This window comes from Ruegeria sp. AL1 (assembly GCF_056540905.1).
Genome location: NZ_JBQFXP010000017.1, coordinates 1 through 16962, shown reverse-complemented (window position 1 = coordinate 16962; position 16962 = coordinate 1). Strand labels below are relative to the sequence as shown.

Annotated in this window: 15 protein-coding genes and 1 pseudogene; 9 read left to right on the top strand and 7 right to left on the bottom strand. The window is 54.8% G+C overall.

Annotation, left to right across the window (positions count from 1 at the left end; translation table 11 throughout):
- Positions 1 to 112 precede the first annotated feature (112 nt).
- The 6 genes from ACRZ9X_RS21250 (at position 113) to ACRZ9X_RS21225 (ending at position 6047) form a co-directional block, all read left to right on the top strand.
- On the top strand, positions 113 to 610 hold the full coding sequence (locus ACRZ9X_RS21250) for a TRAP transporter small permease (RefSeq protein ID WP_480522102.1): 498 nt from the start codon (positions 113 to 115) through the stop codon (positions 608 to 610).
- On the top strand, positions 610 to 1893 hold the full coding sequence (locus tag ACRZ9X_RS21245; RefSeq protein ID WP_480522101.1) for a TRAP transporter large permease: 1284 nt from the start codon (positions 610 to 612) through the stop codon (positions 1891 to 1893). Before ACRZ9X_RS21250 ends, ACRZ9X_RS21245 begins: the two co-directional genes overlap by 1 nt.
- A 32-nt stretch (positions 1894 to 1925) precedes the next feature.
- The gene (locus ACRZ9X_RS21240) at positions 1926 to 2972 is read left to right on the top strand and encodes a TRAP transporter substrate-binding protein (RefSeq protein WP_480522100.1); all 1047 of its coding nucleotides are present in this window, start codon (positions 1926 to 1928) and stop codon (positions 2970 to 2972) included.
- A gap of 66 nt (positions 2973 to 3038) precedes the next feature.
- Positions 3039 to 4547, top strand: a complete 1509-nt coding sequence (locus ACRZ9X_RS21235; RefSeq protein ID WP_480522099.1) for a M81 family metallopeptidase — start codon at positions 3039 to 3041, stop codon at positions 4545 to 4547.
- Complete coding sequence (locus tag ACRZ9X_RS21230; RefSeq protein ID WP_480522098.1) at positions 4544 to 5611, top strand: D-TA family PLP-dependent enzyme; 1068 nt, start codon at positions 4544 to 4546, stop codon at positions 5609 to 5611. The genes ACRZ9X_RS21235 and ACRZ9X_RS21230 overlap by 4 nt, the downstream gene beginning before the upstream one ends.
- Positions 5612 to 5660: 49 nt before the next feature.
- Positions 5661 to 6047 (top strand): RidA family protein, encoded by a 387-nt coding sequence (locus tag ACRZ9X_RS21225; RefSeq protein ID WP_480522097.1) that lies wholly within the window; start codon positions 5661 to 5663, stop codon positions 6045 to 6047.
- Between the two features lie 529 nt (positions 6048 to 6576).
- On the opposite strand, the gene ACRZ9X_RS21220 is transcribed toward ACRZ9X_RS21225, so the two are convergent.
- From ACRZ9X_RS21220 to ACRZ9X_RS21195, 6 genes and pseudogenes are all read right to left on the bottom strand, one after another.
- Positions 6577 to 6942, bottom strand: coding sequence for an SDR family oxidoreductase (locus ACRZ9X_RS21220; protein WP_480522147.1), 366 nt, complete (start codon positions 6940 to 6942; stop codon positions 6577 to 6579).
- Between the two features lie 154 nt (positions 6943 to 7096).
- Complete coding sequence (locus tag ACRZ9X_RS21215) at positions 7097 to 7936, bottom strand: EamA family transporter (RefSeq protein ID WP_480522096.1); 840 nt, start codon at positions 7934 to 7936, stop codon at positions 7097 to 7099.
- A gap of 254 nt (positions 7937 to 8190) precedes the next feature.
- A pseudogene (locus ACRZ9X_RS21210) lies at positions 8191 to 8594 on the bottom strand (IS6 family transposase); the annotation flags it as partial.
- A 93-nt stretch (positions 8595 to 8687) separates the two neighbouring features.
- Entirely contained in the window at positions 8688 to 10109 is a 1422-nt protein-coding gene (locus tag ACRZ9X_RS21205; RefSeq protein WP_480522095.1) for an N-acyl-D-amino-acid deacylase family protein, read from the bottom strand.
- Positions 10102 to 11985 (bottom strand): TRAP transporter permease, encoded by a 1884-nt coding sequence (locus ACRZ9X_RS21200; RefSeq protein ID WP_480522094.1) that lies wholly within the window; start codon positions 11983 to 11985, stop codon positions 10102 to 10104. The genes ACRZ9X_RS21205 and ACRZ9X_RS21200 overlap by 8 nt, the downstream gene beginning before the upstream one ends.
- 96 nt (positions 11986 to 12081) lie before the next feature.
- The gene (locus tag ACRZ9X_RS21195) at positions 12082 to 13068 is read right to left on the bottom strand and encodes a TAXI family TRAP transporter solute-binding subunit (protein WP_480522093.1); all 987 of its coding nucleotides are present in this window, start codon (positions 13066 to 13068) and stop codon (positions 12082 to 12084) included.
- A 122-nt stretch (positions 13069 to 13190) separates the two neighbouring features.
- Between ACRZ9X_RS21195 and ACRZ9X_RS21190 the strand changes: the two genes are divergently transcribed.
- On the top strand, positions 13191 to 14081 hold the full coding sequence (locus ACRZ9X_RS21190) for a LysR family transcriptional regulator (RefSeq protein ID WP_480522092.1): 891 nt from the start codon (positions 13191 to 13193) through the stop codon (positions 14079 to 14081).
- A gap of 221 nt (positions 14082 to 14302) precedes the next feature.
- Here the strand turns inward: ACRZ9X_RS21190 and ACRZ9X_RS21185 are convergent, their stop codons facing one another.
- Entirely contained in the window at positions 14303 to 15349 is a 1047-nt protein-coding gene (locus ACRZ9X_RS21185) for a serine hydrolase domain-containing protein (RefSeq protein ID WP_480522091.1), read from the bottom strand.
- A gap of 278 nt (positions 15350 to 15627) precedes the next feature.
- On the opposite strand from ACRZ9X_RS21185, the gene ACRZ9X_RS21180 reads away from it, so the two are divergent.
- On the top strand, positions 15628 to 15831 hold the full coding sequence (locus ACRZ9X_RS21180; protein WP_480522090.1) for a ParD-like family protein: 204 nt from the start codon (positions 15628 to 15630) through the stop codon (positions 15829 to 15831).
- A gap of 11 nt (positions 15832 to 15842) precedes the next feature.
- The gene (locus tag ACRZ9X_RS21175; protein ID WP_480522089.1) at positions 15843 to 16271 is read left to right on the top strand and encodes a DUF4440 domain-containing protein; all 429 of its coding nucleotides are present in this window, start codon (positions 15843 to 15845) and stop codon (positions 16269 to 16271) included.
- The last annotated feature ends 691 nt before the right edge of the window (positions 16272 to 16962 follow it).

The window sequence follows — 16962 nt, the reverse complement described above, 5'->3', positions numbered from 1 at the left end:
ACGAAATAAAGCCCGTTTGCCTCACAGTATGTAATCTAGGTACATATTTTTGTTGACAGGCCCTTAGCCTCTCGCCCAGACTGTACCTAAGCTTCAGAAGGGGAGGATCTGGATGCGCTCGGTTTCTGCCCGGTTGAGCCAGTCAATCAACACCATTGTCGAAGCCATTGTTGCCCTGTTGATGGTGGCGCTGGTTATGGACGTTTGGATTGGTGTCATTGACCGCTACTGGTTTCGCTGGCAGTTGCCATGGCCCGAAACACTTGCACGTTACCTGATGATCTGGGCGGCCATGCTGGCAGTATCCTCGGGCATCGCCAGACGTGAACATATTGGCCTGACCGCCTTTGTGCTATCGTTTCCTGTCCCCCTTCGCCGGACCGTCCTCGTCGTTATCGACGTTCTGAGCGTTGCTCTCTTTGCCTATGTCCTTTGGTTCGGAATCGCCTTTGCCCAAGGCGGGGCGACCCGGCAGGCGATGATCTTTGGCGCAACGCTAGAGCCCTTCTACTGGGCTATCCCCGCCTCGGCAGGGTTGGCGATGGTACAGCAAATACTAGTGATGCTGCGCGATACCGGGTCACAGCTTGACCCGACCGAGGCTTCGTAATGCTGGTTGCTGCTGCATTCGTGGGACTGATCCTGTTTGGCATGCCCATCGGTTTTGCCATCGGTATGGCTGGCCTTGTCGGGCTCATCAGCATGGGTGGCACGAATTTTCTGGCCATCGGTCCCAGCAAAATCTTCAACGGTCTGAACATCTTTCCGTTTTTAGCCATGCCCTTTTTCATTCTGGCGGGCGAGATCATGAACGGGATCGGCATCACCGACCGTCTGGTCAAGCTGGCACAAGTTTTGGTCGGGCGGTTCCGCGGCGGGCTGGCGCATACGAATATGCTGGCCTCGGTCTTCTTTGCGGGCTTGACCGGATCGGCCACCGCGGACGCCGCCGCCTTCGGGCGCACCTTGGTGCCCGCCATGGTGAAAGAGGGCTACGCCCGCGACTATGCCTGTGCTGTCACCGCTGCAGGGTCCATCATCGGGCCGACCATTCCGCCTTCGGGTTTGATGGTCGTCTACGGCTCGCTGATGGGCGTGTCCATCGGGGGGCTGTTTGCGGCTGGTATCCTGCCGGGGCTGGTGATCTGCCTTGTCTGCATGGGCGTCATCGTGATCGGCGGCAAACGCGAGAACCTGCCCAAAGCCATGCGCGGCGCGACATTGGCCGAGGTCTGGTCAACCTTCCTGTCCTCACTCACTGCGCTGCTAATGCCGGTCATCATTCTGGGCGGTATCCTTGGTGGGATCGTCACGCCAACCGAGGCGGCCTCGATCGCCGTGGCCTATGCCCTGTTCATCGGCGTCTTTGTGTACCGGTCGCTGACATTGCGGGACTTTTACGGGATGCTGGTGCGCACCGCCCGGATCACCGGGGTTATTTTCGTCATCATCGCCTTTGCCGGGCTTCTCGGCTTTTGGATGAGTTTCGAGCGTGTTCCGCAAGCGCTCGCTGGTGCCGTTCTGCAAATCTCGGACAATCCCTACACGATCATCGCCATCATCATCGCACTTTTACTGGTTGTCGGCATGGTCATGGATATCACCGCAATCCTGATCATCCTCGGCCCGGTTCTCGTGCCTTTGACCGAACAGATCGGGTTGGAGCCCATTCACGCAGGCATCATCTTTGTGCTGGCGCTGAACATCTCGCTGATGACGCCGCCCGTAGGGGCGTGCCTGTTCGTTCTATCCTCGGTCACCGGGGAAAAGTTGGAACGGATATCGCTGAAACTGGCGCCATTCCTGTTCGCCGAAGTCGCGATCCTGTTCCTGTTCGCATTCTGGGAGGACGCGGCCCTGTTGCTGCCCCGCGCCTTTGGATTTGCCCAATGACGTTTCATCACAATCAACCTCAGGAGGAGATTATGAAAACTCTAGCCAAAAGCCTTGTTGCAGGCGCTGTTGCCAGCCTTCTTGCCACTGCAGCGCTTGCCGAAGGGGGCGTGATCCGGTTCGGCCATGACAACAAAACCGACCCGTTCGAAAACCCCGGCCATGCTTGCACCGCCGTGTTTTCAAACATCGTGACCGCCGACACCAACGGCAGCGTGACGGTTGAGGTTTTTGGCTCGAACCAGCTTGGCACCGCGTCCGAGCATGTTCAGCAGGTCCGGGATGGCGTCATTCAGGCCACGCTGTCATCAACCGGCGCACTAGCCAGCTATTACCCCCGGATCGACGTTCTGAATCTGCCCTTTGCCTTTGCCAACAACGCAGCGACCTACGAAGTTTTTGATGGTCCGTTTGGTGAGGCTTTGGCCGCTGATATCGAAGAAACGCTGGGCGACGTGGTTGTCCTTGGCTTCCCGGACACAGGTGGTTTCTTTGCGGTCACAAACTCGCAAAAGCCCATCGCTGATCTGTCGGATTTCGAAGGCATCCGCATCCGCACCATGACCTTGCCATCGCATCAGAAGATCGTGCAGGCGCTGGGGGCCGAGGCCTATCCGCTGGCTTGGGGCGAGGTGTATTCCGGGCTGCAAACCGGTGTGATCGACGGGCAGATGAACCCGGTTCCGATCATCTCATTCTCGAACTTCTCGGAAGTTCAGAAATACATGACGCTGACCAATCACCTGTTTTCGCCTTACACGCTTATGGTGAACCGCGCCTTCTTCGAAGGGCTCAGCGAAAGTGAACAGGCAACCCTGCGCGTGGCAGCGGAAAACTGTGTGACCGCCAGCCGGGGCATTTCGCGGATCATCGAAGCCTCAGATCGTGGCCTGACCGGTCTGATGGACAAGATCGAAGTGACCGCCCTGAACGCCGATCAGCGTCAGGCCATGGCCGCGGCAACACAGCCTGCCTTCGAGGCGCATGTGTCCGATAACCTTGATGCGAAATCAACCGAACTTCTGACCCTGTTCAAAGAGCAGGTCAACGCGGCCAATGAAGACGCGTATCTGAACTAACCGACAACCTCCTTGGGCGGGAGTGAGCATGGAAGCTCTCGCCCCTTTTTTTCGGAGCAATTGATCATGCGGGTTTTTTGCGCGTCAGTCGCGACGGAAACAAACACCTTTTCGCCGCTGCGCACGGATTTCACGGATTTCGAGCAGAGCTTTTATGCTGCGCCCGGGGACCACCCCGAGACGCCTACCCTTTGCAGCGCCGTTTTTCCTGCCTTGCGGCGCCGCGCGCGGGAAGAAGGGTTCACTCTGATCGAAGGTACCGCCACCTGGGCCGAACCCGGCGGCCTTGTCAGCAACGCAACATGGCTGCGGTTGCTGAACGAAATACTGGATCAACTGCGGGCCGCGCTGCCGCTGGATGCGGCCATCTTCGGCCTGCACGGCGCTATGATTGCGGATCGATGCACCGACTGCGAAGGCACATTGCTGGCCCGGGCGCGCGAGATCGTCGGCCCCGATTGCAAGATCGGCGTCAGTTTCGACCCCCACAGCCATCTGAGCGACCAGCGGGTCCAAAACGCCGATATCATCACGGTGTTCAAGGAATTCCCGCATACGGATTTTGTCGAAGCAGGCGAGGCCTGCGTCTATCTGACCCTGCGCGCGACACGCGGAGAAATCACGCCGGATATTCAGGTGTTCGACGTGCGGATGATGGATATTCTGCCCACCTCTCAGAACCCCATGCGCGGGTTCGTGGACCGTATGAAGGCGCTGGAACAACAGGATGGGGTTCTGTCGATCTCGGCAATTCACGGGTTCATGGCCGGCGATTCCCCCGATCTGGGTGCAAAGATCATTGTCATTACAGATAATGCCCCGGACCTTGGCGCACGCTTTGCACGGGATCTGGGGATGGAGCTTTTCGGGTTTCGCGGCCGCGCCACGCCCGAATTCCTGCACCCGCGCATCGCGCTTGAACGCGCGGATGCGGCAACTGGCGTTCCGGTTGTGATTGCCGATGTCTGGGACAACCCCGGCGGCGGCGTGGCCGGGGATTCCACGATCCTGCTGCAGCATGCAATGGATATGAACCTGACTGGCATCGCCCTTGGCACAATCTGGGACCCGATGGCCGTGCGCCTGTGTTTCGCCGCCGGTGAAGGCGCGACGCTGGATCTTCGGTTCGGTGGCAAGACCTCGGCCCATGCCGGTCAGCCCATCGACGCCGAGGTTCAGGTGACGCGGCTGGTGCGCAACGCGGTGCAAAGTTTTGGGGCCTCAATCGTGCCTCTGGGCGACTGCGCGGCGATCCGGATCGGCGATCTGGACATCGTGCTGAATTCCAACCGCAGTCAGGCGTTCTCGCCCGATGTGTTCACCAATCTAGGCATCGACATCGACCAAAAACGCATCCTGATGATCAAATCGACCAATCATTTCCACGGAGCCTTCGCTCCGGTCGCCAGTGAAATCCTGTATGCTGCGGTCGAAGGCCCCTATCCCAACGACCCCAGCAAGAACCTGTACAAGAGCCTCCAAAGGCCGCTATGGCCCATCGTGGAACACCCCCACGAGGTGACGCAATCCGCTGATCCGCAACCCAGCCCCCGAACCGCGCAGAGCACCCTATGACAGACCAGATTTTCCCGACAATTGATACCCCTTCGGTCCTTGTTGATCTGGACGTGGCCGAGGCCAATATTCGAGCGTTTCAAGCCTATTGCGACCAACATGATCTGAAGTTGCGCCCGCACATAAAAACTCACAAACTGCCTGATCTGGCCCGTTATCAGATCGCGCAGGGGGCGATTGGGATTACCTGCCAGAAAGTCTCGGAAGCCGAGGCGATGGTTAATGCTGGCGGCATCGAGGATGTGCTGATTACCTACAACATCCTGGGCGAGGCCAAAACCCGCCGCCTGCGGGCGCTAGCCGGCCGGGTCCACCTGAGCGTTGTAGCCGATAACAGTGTCGTTGTTCAGGGTTTGAGTGCGGCATTCGCAGATGCCTCAGACCCCCTGAACGTACTGGTCGAGTGCAATACCGGCGCAGATCGCTGCGGCGTCGCGACACCGGAACTGGCCCTGGCCCTGGCGCAGGAAATCGACGCGGCCCCGGGCCTGCGATTTGCGGGCCTTATGACCTATCCACCAAAACGCGTCACCCCCGATGTGGCGGATTGGCTGCGCGGCGCCAAATCCCTGATCGAAGATAGCGGGCTGACGGTCGGAACCATCTCGTCCGGTGGCTCGCCCGATATGTGGCGCGCGCATGAGATGCCTTTGGCCACGGAATACCGGATTGGCACCTACATCTACAATGACCGCTCTCTGGTTGAGAATGGAACCTGCGGCTGGTCCGATTGCGCACTGACCGTGCTGGCTACGGTCGTCTCGGTCCCGTCGGAACACCACGCTGTCATCGACGCGGGCTCAAAAGTGCTGACATCCGATCTGGTCGGGATGCAGGGGCATGGCCACGTGCTTGGCCGGGACGACCTGATCATAGATCAGCTCAGCGAGGAACATGGCCGCCTTAGCAGCGAAGGGCCCATAGGTCTATCGGTTGGGGAACGTCTGCAGATCGTGCCGAACCATGCTTGCGTGGTCTCGAACATGCTGGATCATGTCGTGCTGATGCGTGGCACAGACCCCGTCGGCCCAACCCTGGTCGTTGCACGTGGTCAGGTCTGGTGAGCGCACTTTTCTATTCAACAACTCATCCCGCTCAGTAAGGAGTTTTCCCATGTCAGTAGAACGTATCGGCGTTGAGCGCACAGGCGCTGGCGGTCAGTCTCTGCCCTTTTCCCCAGCAACCCGCGCCGGAGATTTCGTGTTTATTTCCGGACAGGTCGCCATGAAAGAAAATGGCGAGATCGAGCCTGGCGGCATTGAGGCCCAAACAAAGCGAACCATGGAAAACGTGATCGCCGTTCTGGCCAAGGCCGGCTGCACGCTTGACGACGTGGCCAAAGTCAATGTCTGGCTGGACGATCCCCGTGACTTCTGGACGTTCAACCGTGTATACGCCAGCTACTTTCCAAACGGTGCTCCGGCACGCTCTACCGTGCGGTCTCAACTTATGGTCGACGCAAAAATTGAGATCGACGTGACGGCGTACAAACCGTTGTAAAAAACTCTCGTTGCGGTCATTGACGAGTACGTTGTCACTGACCTGTCCGAGGGGAATCGGTTATGTCCAGGCGTATTAGGTTGGAATTGACCCACCGGCGTTGCCAGGTAATTTAGGCTGGCGCGTAGGAGAGCATCAAAGTCTGATTACGTTGTAATTTCCAGGGCACAACCGTGCCATAAGTCAAAGGCATCGGCTCTTGAATGACGGTAGCGGTTAGCTGTCATTTGATATCGGTGCGGGCGGAAGACTGTGTTGATCTGATTGTAAGCAATCGGAACCTCTGTGCTTGCGCGGTTGACAATTACGCTGGATGCGGCATGAAGATCTTCTACACCAGACATGCTCAAAGCAAACCGATGATACGCCCAAACCGCGTACCCGGTCACCTCTCGTGGAAAACGGATGCCTTTGAGATGGCGCAAATTTATCAGTATTTTCAGGCGGCAGGCGTAACCCGACGAGTGTCGAAATTCAATTTGGCAATGCCCGTCAGTCCAGCGAAATTGATCAGGCATATAGAGCAATACTAGTCTTCGAGGACAAACTCTTTGACCATAACATCCATTCCGGCGGTTAGCCCTCCGTCCACAGCAAGCCCGATACCTGTGACGTAGTCAGCATCGTCAGAGCCCGAATAAGCAACAGCTTTTGCGACATCTTCAGGTTCTGCCACCCGGCCCAGCGGATACCATTTAGCCAGTTTGTTGAAGACATCGGGGTCCTTTTCCACCCGGATTTTCCATGCGGCGGCCTCTGTGTGCACAGATCCCGGAAGCACAGAATTGCATCGAATCCCGAACGGGCCATATTCGGTCGCTTCCGCTTCCGCTTGCGGCAAGTTCAAGACAGCTGCTTTGGACGCACTATAGGCGGGACTTCCAAAGTAACGAATACCTGCCTGGTTTTTTGGCAGTTCACATATGTGCGTGGCCGCGAAATTTTAATAAAGGCGCGAAAATCACGCTGAATCTAACTGTCGGACTCCGAGCTTCTGTCGTAACCATTAAACCCAGTTTGATCCCAAGACACCTGGCGTCCCTTTGGCCTTACTGCGCAAAGGCAAGAAACACGATCCCAAACGCCACAATAGTTGCGGCAAGAAGTCTGTTGGATTTTGGTCCCTCACCGAACCACATCACACCAATAACCGCTGCAAAGATGACAGAGCTTTCTCTGAGTGCCGAGACCATACCTAAGGGTGCAATTGTTTTTGCGTAAAGCACAAGTCCATACGCCAACCCAGAAATGACGCCGCCGGCCAGACCGGCCCAGACAAACCGTCGGGGCAACGCGACCAGTCGCTGCCAGCGCGCCGTGAAAATAAACGCCGCGACAAAGATTTCGGCAGCAAATAGTGCCGCAATATAACCCAGCGTGTTTTGCGAAATCCGGATCCCGATCCCATCCACTATCGAATAAGATGCAATCATCACGCCGGTACCACCAGCTGCCGCTAACGCAATCAGGCTCGTTTGCCTGCCCAGCCCGGCAATGGAAAGACACCCGATCCCAATCGAAATGCAGAAAATGCCAATCCAGGCCGTCACAGGTAGATATTCGTGAGCAAACACAATGGCACCCAATGCGACAAGGATAGGCGTCATTCCCCGTGAGATGGGGTAAACCACCGACAGGTCACCGTGTTTGTAAGCAGTATTCAAAAACCAGTAATAGCCCCAATGGATCATTGTCGACCCTACGATGAAGGGAAAAGCAGCCAGAGCCGGAAATCCAGTGAAAGGTAAAACAAAGAACGCGGGAACTGCATGCCCAAGTGAGACGAGGCCCAGAACAATGGCCTTGTCGGGCGCCCCCTTTACGACCGCATTCCACAGTGCATGCAGGAACGCGGCGGTTAAGACTATGAGAAGGGCATAAATTGTCATGAAGTTCCACATATTGGGCCAACCAGCCGTTGTGTACCAAATCTCGCAGCAATGTCACGTTGTTCCGGTTGAACCGAACCACGAGATACGACCGGGGCAGTCCATTGAGATCTTTTGCATATTTGTCTGCGCCCAAAACATCGACGAGGTGTATTAGTTGGGCACTCAAACGGTTAGACTAGCAATAGAGGTAGCAGATGCCGCGAATCTCATGTCGGTTCATGTTCGCGACTTCGATGCCTGCCTGAGTCGCTGAAGCTGAGCATCGGGCGGGTTCGCCCTTTGATAAATCGGTGATCATGCTCGACGATATTATTCAAGTAATTCCGCCTCACCATCTTTATCGGAAAGCCGTTGACCTCCGGCATCCGGGCGAAGAATTTGGTCGCGGCGAGTTCGCTTCGACGCTTTGAAAGCATGAAATCAAACGTTTTGCCGTGCTTGTCGATAGCTCGATAGAGATAACTCCACGCGCAGCTTCAGCGATTGCACCAGAGTATCTCGTCACCCAGCGGTTCAGTGTGTTGTGATCTACCGAAACACCCCGCTCTCGCATGATCTCCTCCAGATCACGATAGGACGCGCCGTATCGAGCATAGAAGAATGCGGCGAACAGGATCACGTCCTTCATGTATTGCACACCTTTGAAAGAAATCATGAACTGATTCTCGACTGAATACACCTGTGACCATTCACCGTCTGCATTCGAGCGCATCAATAGTCAAAAGTTTGCAACGGAACCCTAAGCGCTTTACCTGAGACAGCTCGAAGTAAGCAGTTTCCCCTGGTTTTCGGAATTACGTTTCCCCCCGACAAAGACGGCCTTGATGCCTTTGGATTTCCTCTTTGGCTGATCCGCCGTCGCCTGATCTGCAACGTCACTATCGGAGAACAGGACCATATCCGCAAAAGATCCTTCCGTGATCACACCTCTGTTCTTGAGACCGAAGACCTTGGACGGCAGTCCGGTCATTCGATGAACGGCCTCTTCCAGAGTGTAGACCGGAATATCGCGCACATAGCGCGACAACACTCGTGGGAACGTACCCCACAGGCGTGGATGTGGCTTTTTGTCAAAGGGGAGGCCATCAGAGCCAATCATGGTCATCGGATATTTCATGACACGCTGCACATCGTCTTCAGACATCAGGTAATAAAGCGCGCCAGCAGGTGCGAGCCGATCAACAGCGTCAGCTTCGGAACAGTTCAGAAGTTCCGCCACTTCCTTGAGGCTCTTACCGACCATGTCAGGCATTGGGTCCGAGCGTGCGATCACGATATGCCCGCCGCGCAATGCCCTTTCGCGGGTCAGAGACGTGGACGAGTAGCAATAGGGATAGACGTCCAGCGCAAGGCTTTGCTGGGCCGCTGCATCGTCAATCAGCTTGAGAGACTGCTTGGTCGCGCCGTGATTATGATCGCACATCGACTTATGATGGGAAAAGATGACCGGCACATCTGCGTCCCGACCGATTTTCAGTGCTTCCTTAACTCCATCAATCATGCCATCCGCCTCGTTGCGGATATGCGTGACGTAGAAGCCTTTGCGATCTGACATCGCCTTGCACAGCTCGATCAATTCCCGCGTGTCGGATTTCTGCGCCATGGAATAGGCCAATCCAGAGCTCAGACCAATCGCGCCTGCGTCCATGCTTTCGAGCAGCAGATCGGCCATCTTTGCGATTTCTTGATCCGTTGCTGGGCGGTTCACATCATCCATGACCGACAAGCGCAGCGTCGAGTGTCCAACGAGGCCCAGGTAATTCACGGATGGTTTCGCTTGCTTCACCGCCTCCAGGTAATCCGCGAACCGTTCAAACCGCTGCGAATGGGATTGCAGCAGAATATCGTATTCGGCGGGGATATTGGCATGAGGTGCGAACGGGGCGGGGCTGTATCCGCACAATCCCACAATGACTGTGGTAATCCCCTGACTTGTTTTGCAGGTCATGTCGGGGTCGGCAATTAGAGCAATGTCGTCATGCGTGTGGACGTCGATAAATCCCGGCGCCAGAATCAGGCCTTGCGCGTCCACATCCGACCGACTGGGAAATGACCCACCGCCACGCTCGATCCGGACAATCTTGTCGTCCTTCACACAGACAGTCGCCACGTAACGCTGAGACCCCGTGCCATCCACCACGGTCGCATTTGAGACAGTCAGGTCATACATTGGAAGACGTCTCTTGAGATTGGTATTTTGGCTGACGTGAGAGGACTTCAGCAATGACGATCAACACGAGCGTTCCAACTGCAAAGAGGTTTGCCGTGCCTCTGTCGAGTAGAAAACAACCGACGGCTGTCACGAACAGCACGATGGCCAGAACGCTGGGTATCGAACCCGCGACTGTGTGTTTCGATAGCGAATAGGCAAGTCCCGTCAGTCCTATCAACGCGGCACCGAAGGCTACAAAAGCCGCCATCGCACCATTTTGGAACAGGATATCTCCAGAGAGAAACAGCAGCGGAATGGCATAAAGACCCTTTGACAGTTTCCATGAAACGATACTGGTCGCGAAGGGCTTAGCTCCTGCTATTCCCGCAGCCGCGAAGGCGGACAGCGCGATCGGCGGGGTAACGGTGCTGTCCTGACTATACCAGTAGATCATCAGGTGGATGGCCAGGATCGTAAACCCGAACTCCTCGAACCCGGTGCCGACGACTGCCGCGACAATGACATAGCTGGCCGTGATCGGCAGCCCCATGCCAAGGATTAGTGAGATCAGGATGACCGCAATCACCATCAGATAGACGTTTCCTTGCGCAACATCGAAGATCATTGCAGAGAAGGTGATCGCCTTGCCGGTCATGGTCAGAATGCCAACGACAACGTTGGCGGCCGCCAACATCAAAGCAGTTATCGAAGCGGTCTTGGCGGTGTCCAGAAACACGTCCGCCATCCGCGCAAAGGTAATCTTGTTGTGTTCCGTCAACCAGCTGGCGGCAACAACGACGACAATTGCGGCGCAGCACGAGTAGATGGGGGTGTATCCCAGGATAAGGCCGCCGATGAATGCCGAAATGCCGGTCAGGAAAGGTATTCCGTCACGCCACTCGACAGGCGTCCGCTCGATCTTAAGCTCGAAACCGGCCCGTTTGGTGTAACAGGCGACGCCGATGAAGACTGAGTAGAAGTACAAAATTGCCGGCAGGATCGACAAGGTGACGACCGTGCCATATCCAACTTGCGTCCATGCCGAGAGGATGAAAGCCCCTGCGCCCATCACGGGCGGTGCAATCTGTCCGATGTTGGACGCACTCGCCTCAACTCCCGCAGCAAACTTTGGCGAATACCCTGCCCGCTTCATCATAGGGATCGTGACAGAGCCAGTGGCCATGACATTCCCGATCGAGGTTCCGCTTACCGATCCCATCAACGCACTGGCAATGACCGCGGCCTGTGCCGGACCGCCGTGCATACGAGATCCCAGCGCGAGGGCCAGGCGCATCAGGAAATCCCCGCTGCCTGCGGCCAATAAGACCGAGCCGAAGAGGATAAACAGGTAGACAAAGGTGGCGGATATCGATGCCAGGAATCCAAAATACCCTTCTCCGCCCCAGAAGATACGATAGGCGAAGGTCTCATAAGAAATGCCCCGGAAGCCTAGATTTCCCGGCAGCAATGCCCCGAAATAGATCGCATAGAAGACGCAGATCGTTGCCAGGGCCGACAACACCCAGCCACCTCCGACACCCGCCGCGATGACCACCAGAAACATACCCAACGCCGCCATGAACAGGTCTGCCGGGATCAGTTCGTCACCCCTTTGGAACAGGGCCTCCTCCATGCCCACCACATAGATCGGCAAGGTCACAGACAGAGCCGCAAAGAGGAACAGGATGTTTCGGTTCAGAACAGATGTGCTGCGCATCGCCGCAAAGGTGAACAGGAACATCATCGCGCCGCCCACATGGATGCTGTTGCGCCAGCTTTCAGAGATTGTGGACAGCGTTGAAAAATAGAGGTGGAAGATACCGAACGCAGTGGCGAGGATCAGCAGTGCTTTGTTCAGCACCGTCCAGTCGGTTTGTGTTTGCTGGTCAGCCATGGGGTTCTCCTGATGAAAACGGCGGCGATTGGGAGAGAGCCGCCGCCGTCTCGCGTGGCCGTGCGGAACAATCAAATGCCCCGCAAGCCGTCAGTGTTAGGGGCGCAGGTGATCCGGGATGGTCAGACCGTTTTCCTCGTAGAAGCGGACCGCACCGGGATGCAGCGGTGCGCTCAGACCCGAAAGTGCAGTTTCAAGCTGGATGGCTTGGGCGGACGGGTGAATGGCGTGTACGTCTTCAAGATTGTCAAAGACCGCTTTCACGAACTGATAGACCACTTCATCAGATATCCCTTCATCAACCACCATCAGGTTGGCATATTCTGCGCTGTCAACGGCATCCGTCTGTCCGGGATAGGTGTTGGCGGGAATTTCCTTCCGGTAATACAACCCGGGGAAGGCGTCGTTCAGCATGTCGAGCTGCTCGTCTGAGAATGAGAGAATGGTAACTCCATCCGCCCCGACAGTTGCATAAAGCTCGGTCACGGCGGCAACGGGCATACCCGCCCCAAGGTTTGCTGCGGAAATTCGACGATCTTGCAGCGCGCGCGCGGATTCAGAGTATTTCGCAAGAAACTCCATATCCATATTTTCGACGTCATTGCCGATCGCACCCAGCATCAGCGAAGCAGCAGTGCGCGCGCCGCTTTTGCGACCGCCGATATTGTATTTGCCCGACAGCGTTGCGAGGTCGGCGACAGTTCCGGTTTTGACTTCGCTTGTCAGGGCCACCTGATGTTCAGTGTTGCCCCAGAGTGAAAACAGAGCCCGCAGGTTCGATTGAGGTTTGCCATCAAATACTCCTGTCCCACTGGTAGCGAGCGCCCCGACAACACCGTTTGTGATCCCAAGATCGATCTCGTCCTTGCCGATCAGACGGACATTCTCGGTACTGCCGCCCGAAGACACAGCATCCACTGACAAATCGGGAACCGTGTCAGAGACGATTTTGGCGATGCCGACGCCCACCGGGTAATAGGTGCCCCCGGTTCCGCCAGTGCCGATCACCAGTTGATCCGCTGCCATAGCTTGATTTGCGAATGAAAAACTTGCTGCCACGGCAGCTGCCAAAAACTTGTTCATGGGTCTCCTCCGGTATTCACCCGTGCGTTTCGCCGGATATTCCCATGAGGCTAGTCAGCCCTACGAATATCACCTAATAATGAATATTGACCCATGTATAATGTCATCTAATAGGACAATGTATGCAGCTTAGACAGATCGAAGTCTTTCACGCCTATATGATCACGGGATCGACTGTCGCCGCGGCGGACATGCTATCGGTCACGCAGCCAGCGATCAGCACGACCTTGAAACGGATGCAGGACGAGCTGAAGCTGAAACTGTTTCGGTCGGTCAAAGGGCGTCTGCAGCCCACCGCCGAAGCCCACATGTTGTTTCGACAGGTTCGCGCAATTCATGAGGATATTAATCAACTTGAACAGCTCTCTAAGGCCCTTGCAGAAGGAAAAACGGGTAACATTCGGGTGGGTGTTGTACCCGCACTTGGAGAAAACATCGCGGCTCAGGCCATTGCCAGTGTAACCCACGGAAGCACAGATCTGAAGGTGGCTATCGAGGTCCTGAACACGCATGAACTGATGCACCTTATTCAAGCCGGCCGCCTGGATTTTGCATGTATATTTGGAAAAGCGCACGATCTTCCCGTAGAAACCATCTTTGAGACTAACATACGGGTGCACTGTGTCTTGCCGACCGGCTATTTTAATGATGCTGACTGCATAAAGTTGGAAGAATATGTCCAACTTCCTCTTTCCTTGATGCGCCCCACAGATCCGATCGGCCGCCTGCTGCGCGAAGCTTGCGCGGAAAAAAATCTTTATCCAAACTCCATGATCGAACTGCGCAATTGCAAAGCTGCAATCGCGTTTGCCGAGAACGGCGTCGCTGTAGGGGTGGCCGACGACATTACGCTTGCCGGGGCCGCGCTTGCCAATTCCAGAGCGGTACCGTTTGACCCGCCGCTTAGCCTTGCAGTCTCACTGGTGCGAAAACCTGATCATCTGCCTTCGATTGCAGAATCCAGGTTGGTAGATGCATTCATGGCCTCATTGGAGAATATGCGCGATGGATAGCTTGATGAGATTTTTGCGTATCTGCCCAGCCTTTGGTTGGGCGGAGAGCTTATTGTTACTCTTCGAAAGGGCTTCGCTACTTCCTAGCCACTGGTTTGTCACTGCCAGAGCTTACTTTGCCAGAAGGATCAATATTTTTACTCGATGCAGGTATTAGCTCCTGCGCATTTAATAGAACATGCAGCTCGGTTTGCGTTGAGACGGTGTGCTTTCACGGGAATTCAATTGGACGTAACTTTTTCAAAAAGCCGAGAAGCAATTCTGTTTACATCGTTTGTTGTGTTGTTGGAAAAAACTGCAACCAATACGTCGTCTTCAAAGCTATATATGAAGAAGCTCCGGAACCCCACTATGCTGCCTTCGTGCATAACCAGATCCCCGCTTCTCATCACACCGAGACCGTAATGAGCCTCACCGCGCAAATCTCGCCCGGGCCATCGGTTCGCGTCGATGGAAACGACCGGTCGAAGTATGTATTCAATTGATTGCTTCGAGAGTCGTGGGTGTTTCATACGCCTGTACACATCCACCCATTGGGAGAAATCGCCTGCGGTGGTCACCAGGCCTCCGTCGGCAGGAGTGACCGGAAGCGATATGATGTCATCTTTGGCATAATCGCCTTTCTTGTGGTCCCATCGAAGACCTTGGGCGTCGTTTTGTTGGAGCTGAAACCGCTCGTCGTGAATCTCAGATTCGGTCATTCCCAGCGGAGCAAGAAGCTCGTTTCTTAGATAGTCACCAAAAAGGGTTTCTGTCCTGGATTCGATTATTTTGCCGAGCAGAGTGTAGCCAATGTTCGAGTATCGAAATCGGTCACCTGGTGTAAAATTTAGTTTGCTATGCATCGCCTCGCGGATCATTCCATCAATCGTCTTGTCGAATGCCCAGCCATCAGTCACGTCATAGTAGTCGCGCTCGATTGCGTAGTCTGGTATGCCGCTTGTGTGGCTCAACAGATGCCGGACACAGATTTGGGACCACATCGGCGATCTGTACTTCTGCGGCAGCAGACTGTTGATCGGATCGTCGAGCGTCATCCGCTCTTTTTCGACAAGTTGCAGTATCGCTGCGGCAGTGAACTGTTTGGTTAGGGAGCCGACATGCAGACGGTGGCTAAGCTGGTTCCGTGAGCCTTCGAGGGAAAGTCCGTAGGCGCAGTTGTGGGTGACTCTGTTCGCAATCTTTATGAACGCAACTCCGGAAAAATGCTCGACTGAGATCATTTCTTGAAGAAGGGCTTCCAATTGTTCGTCAACTACTTGGTCCAATCCGGTTCGCTCCCCCTCATTCGACGTGTATGAATAGCTCATCACCGCACTGCACTCCCGGACCAGAAAGCGCCTCAACCCACCACAACGTCGCGAAAGCTTCTTTGGGCTTGCGTGGTTATGCTCTCATTTTGATCCGCGGCTCTCCTAAACATAGCGGTGGACCCTTTCACAGGGAAAGGATCAATGGCTACTTTACGAGTGTAGTTTTTCTAGACGTCGCAAGTCACGATATATATAAATTATATATGTTTCATATATCATCTGGAGAATTGACAATGGGATTAGTTAAGATTGACGAAGTGCTGCACGAAGACGTGCGACGCGCCAGTGCGGTAATGTGTCGATCCATTAACGCACAGGCAGAATTTTGGATGAAAATTGGTATGTTGGCTGAGGCCAATCCTACACTTTCTTTTGTAGATATCATCAAGATGCAGCTAAAAGCGGCGACCATGAAAACTAACGTCGATGCTGCATAGGGTGTAGAAAGATGATCAACGAACCAACAACGTTTATGTTGGAGATCAAAGGCTTCTTTGACGCCTACATAGCTGCTTTCGCCCGTGAAGACGCTTCGTCTATCGCTGGAATGTGGGACGATGTTGGCCTGTTTCCTTCTCCGACTGGCAACTTCTCGATGAACAGGAAAGAATTCCACAAGCATTGCGAAACGCTTCTTAATTTCTATCGGACAATGGGTGTCGTCAATCCAACCGGCGCTTTGCTTTCGGTAGAGGAGTTATTCCCAAATGTTGCGCTCGCCCGTATGGCATACCGTGCGCTTGGAGCGGGCGAAGCAGTTGTTGCCTCATGGGAGCATGTGTACATTCTCCGAAAGACTGATCAACGTTGGCGCGTTTCGTGGACAATTGCGGATGATGAGATTGCAACTTGGAGTGCTGTCGAAGCCCAAAGCTAAAAGCAAACTACCTTTGAGTGATACCTCGAGCGTGCCCCACATTTCCTCTTAGGGTAAACAAGATGCTCAAAGGTTTTGGTTGAACGCGTCCGATCAAGATTGTGACACAGAAACACCTAAATAGCATCGTGGAATAAGATCACAGATTCATCAAAATTCGATCCCGGCCGATGCTTGGCTTCAAATCATTTGAATCTGTATCTACAAATCTTTCTCGTATCGAAGTCACGCACATGATCCTTAAAAGCCAATTCACGCCCGGACTCTGTAGATTTCAAAAATTCGTAGAATTGGTGGCCTAATCCATCTGTCACTGTGCCCTTAATTGCTGGACGCAGATACATACTGGTGCATTTGCCGAGGTTTTGTGCCCTCAATTCTCGGATATCCACAGGTCACCAACCGATGACCTCACATACATTCGGTGGAGGATCCAAAGGGCCGCTGAACCTGTTCACGTCTGTCTAACACACGACTTATCCCCAGAATGCACAGTCTTGGATCATGGGCACAGTCAGGCAATTAAGGACACAGTCTAGCAATTAAGGGCACAGTGACAGCGGCACGCAAGCTTACTCCAATAATATTGCGACTTCCCAAGGTTCTGTCGCAAACTCCGTCCCCACCTGTCAGATCGAACGCAGTTCTGTTAACGCGGGCTGGAATATGACAGGAGCTAACCGTGACGATC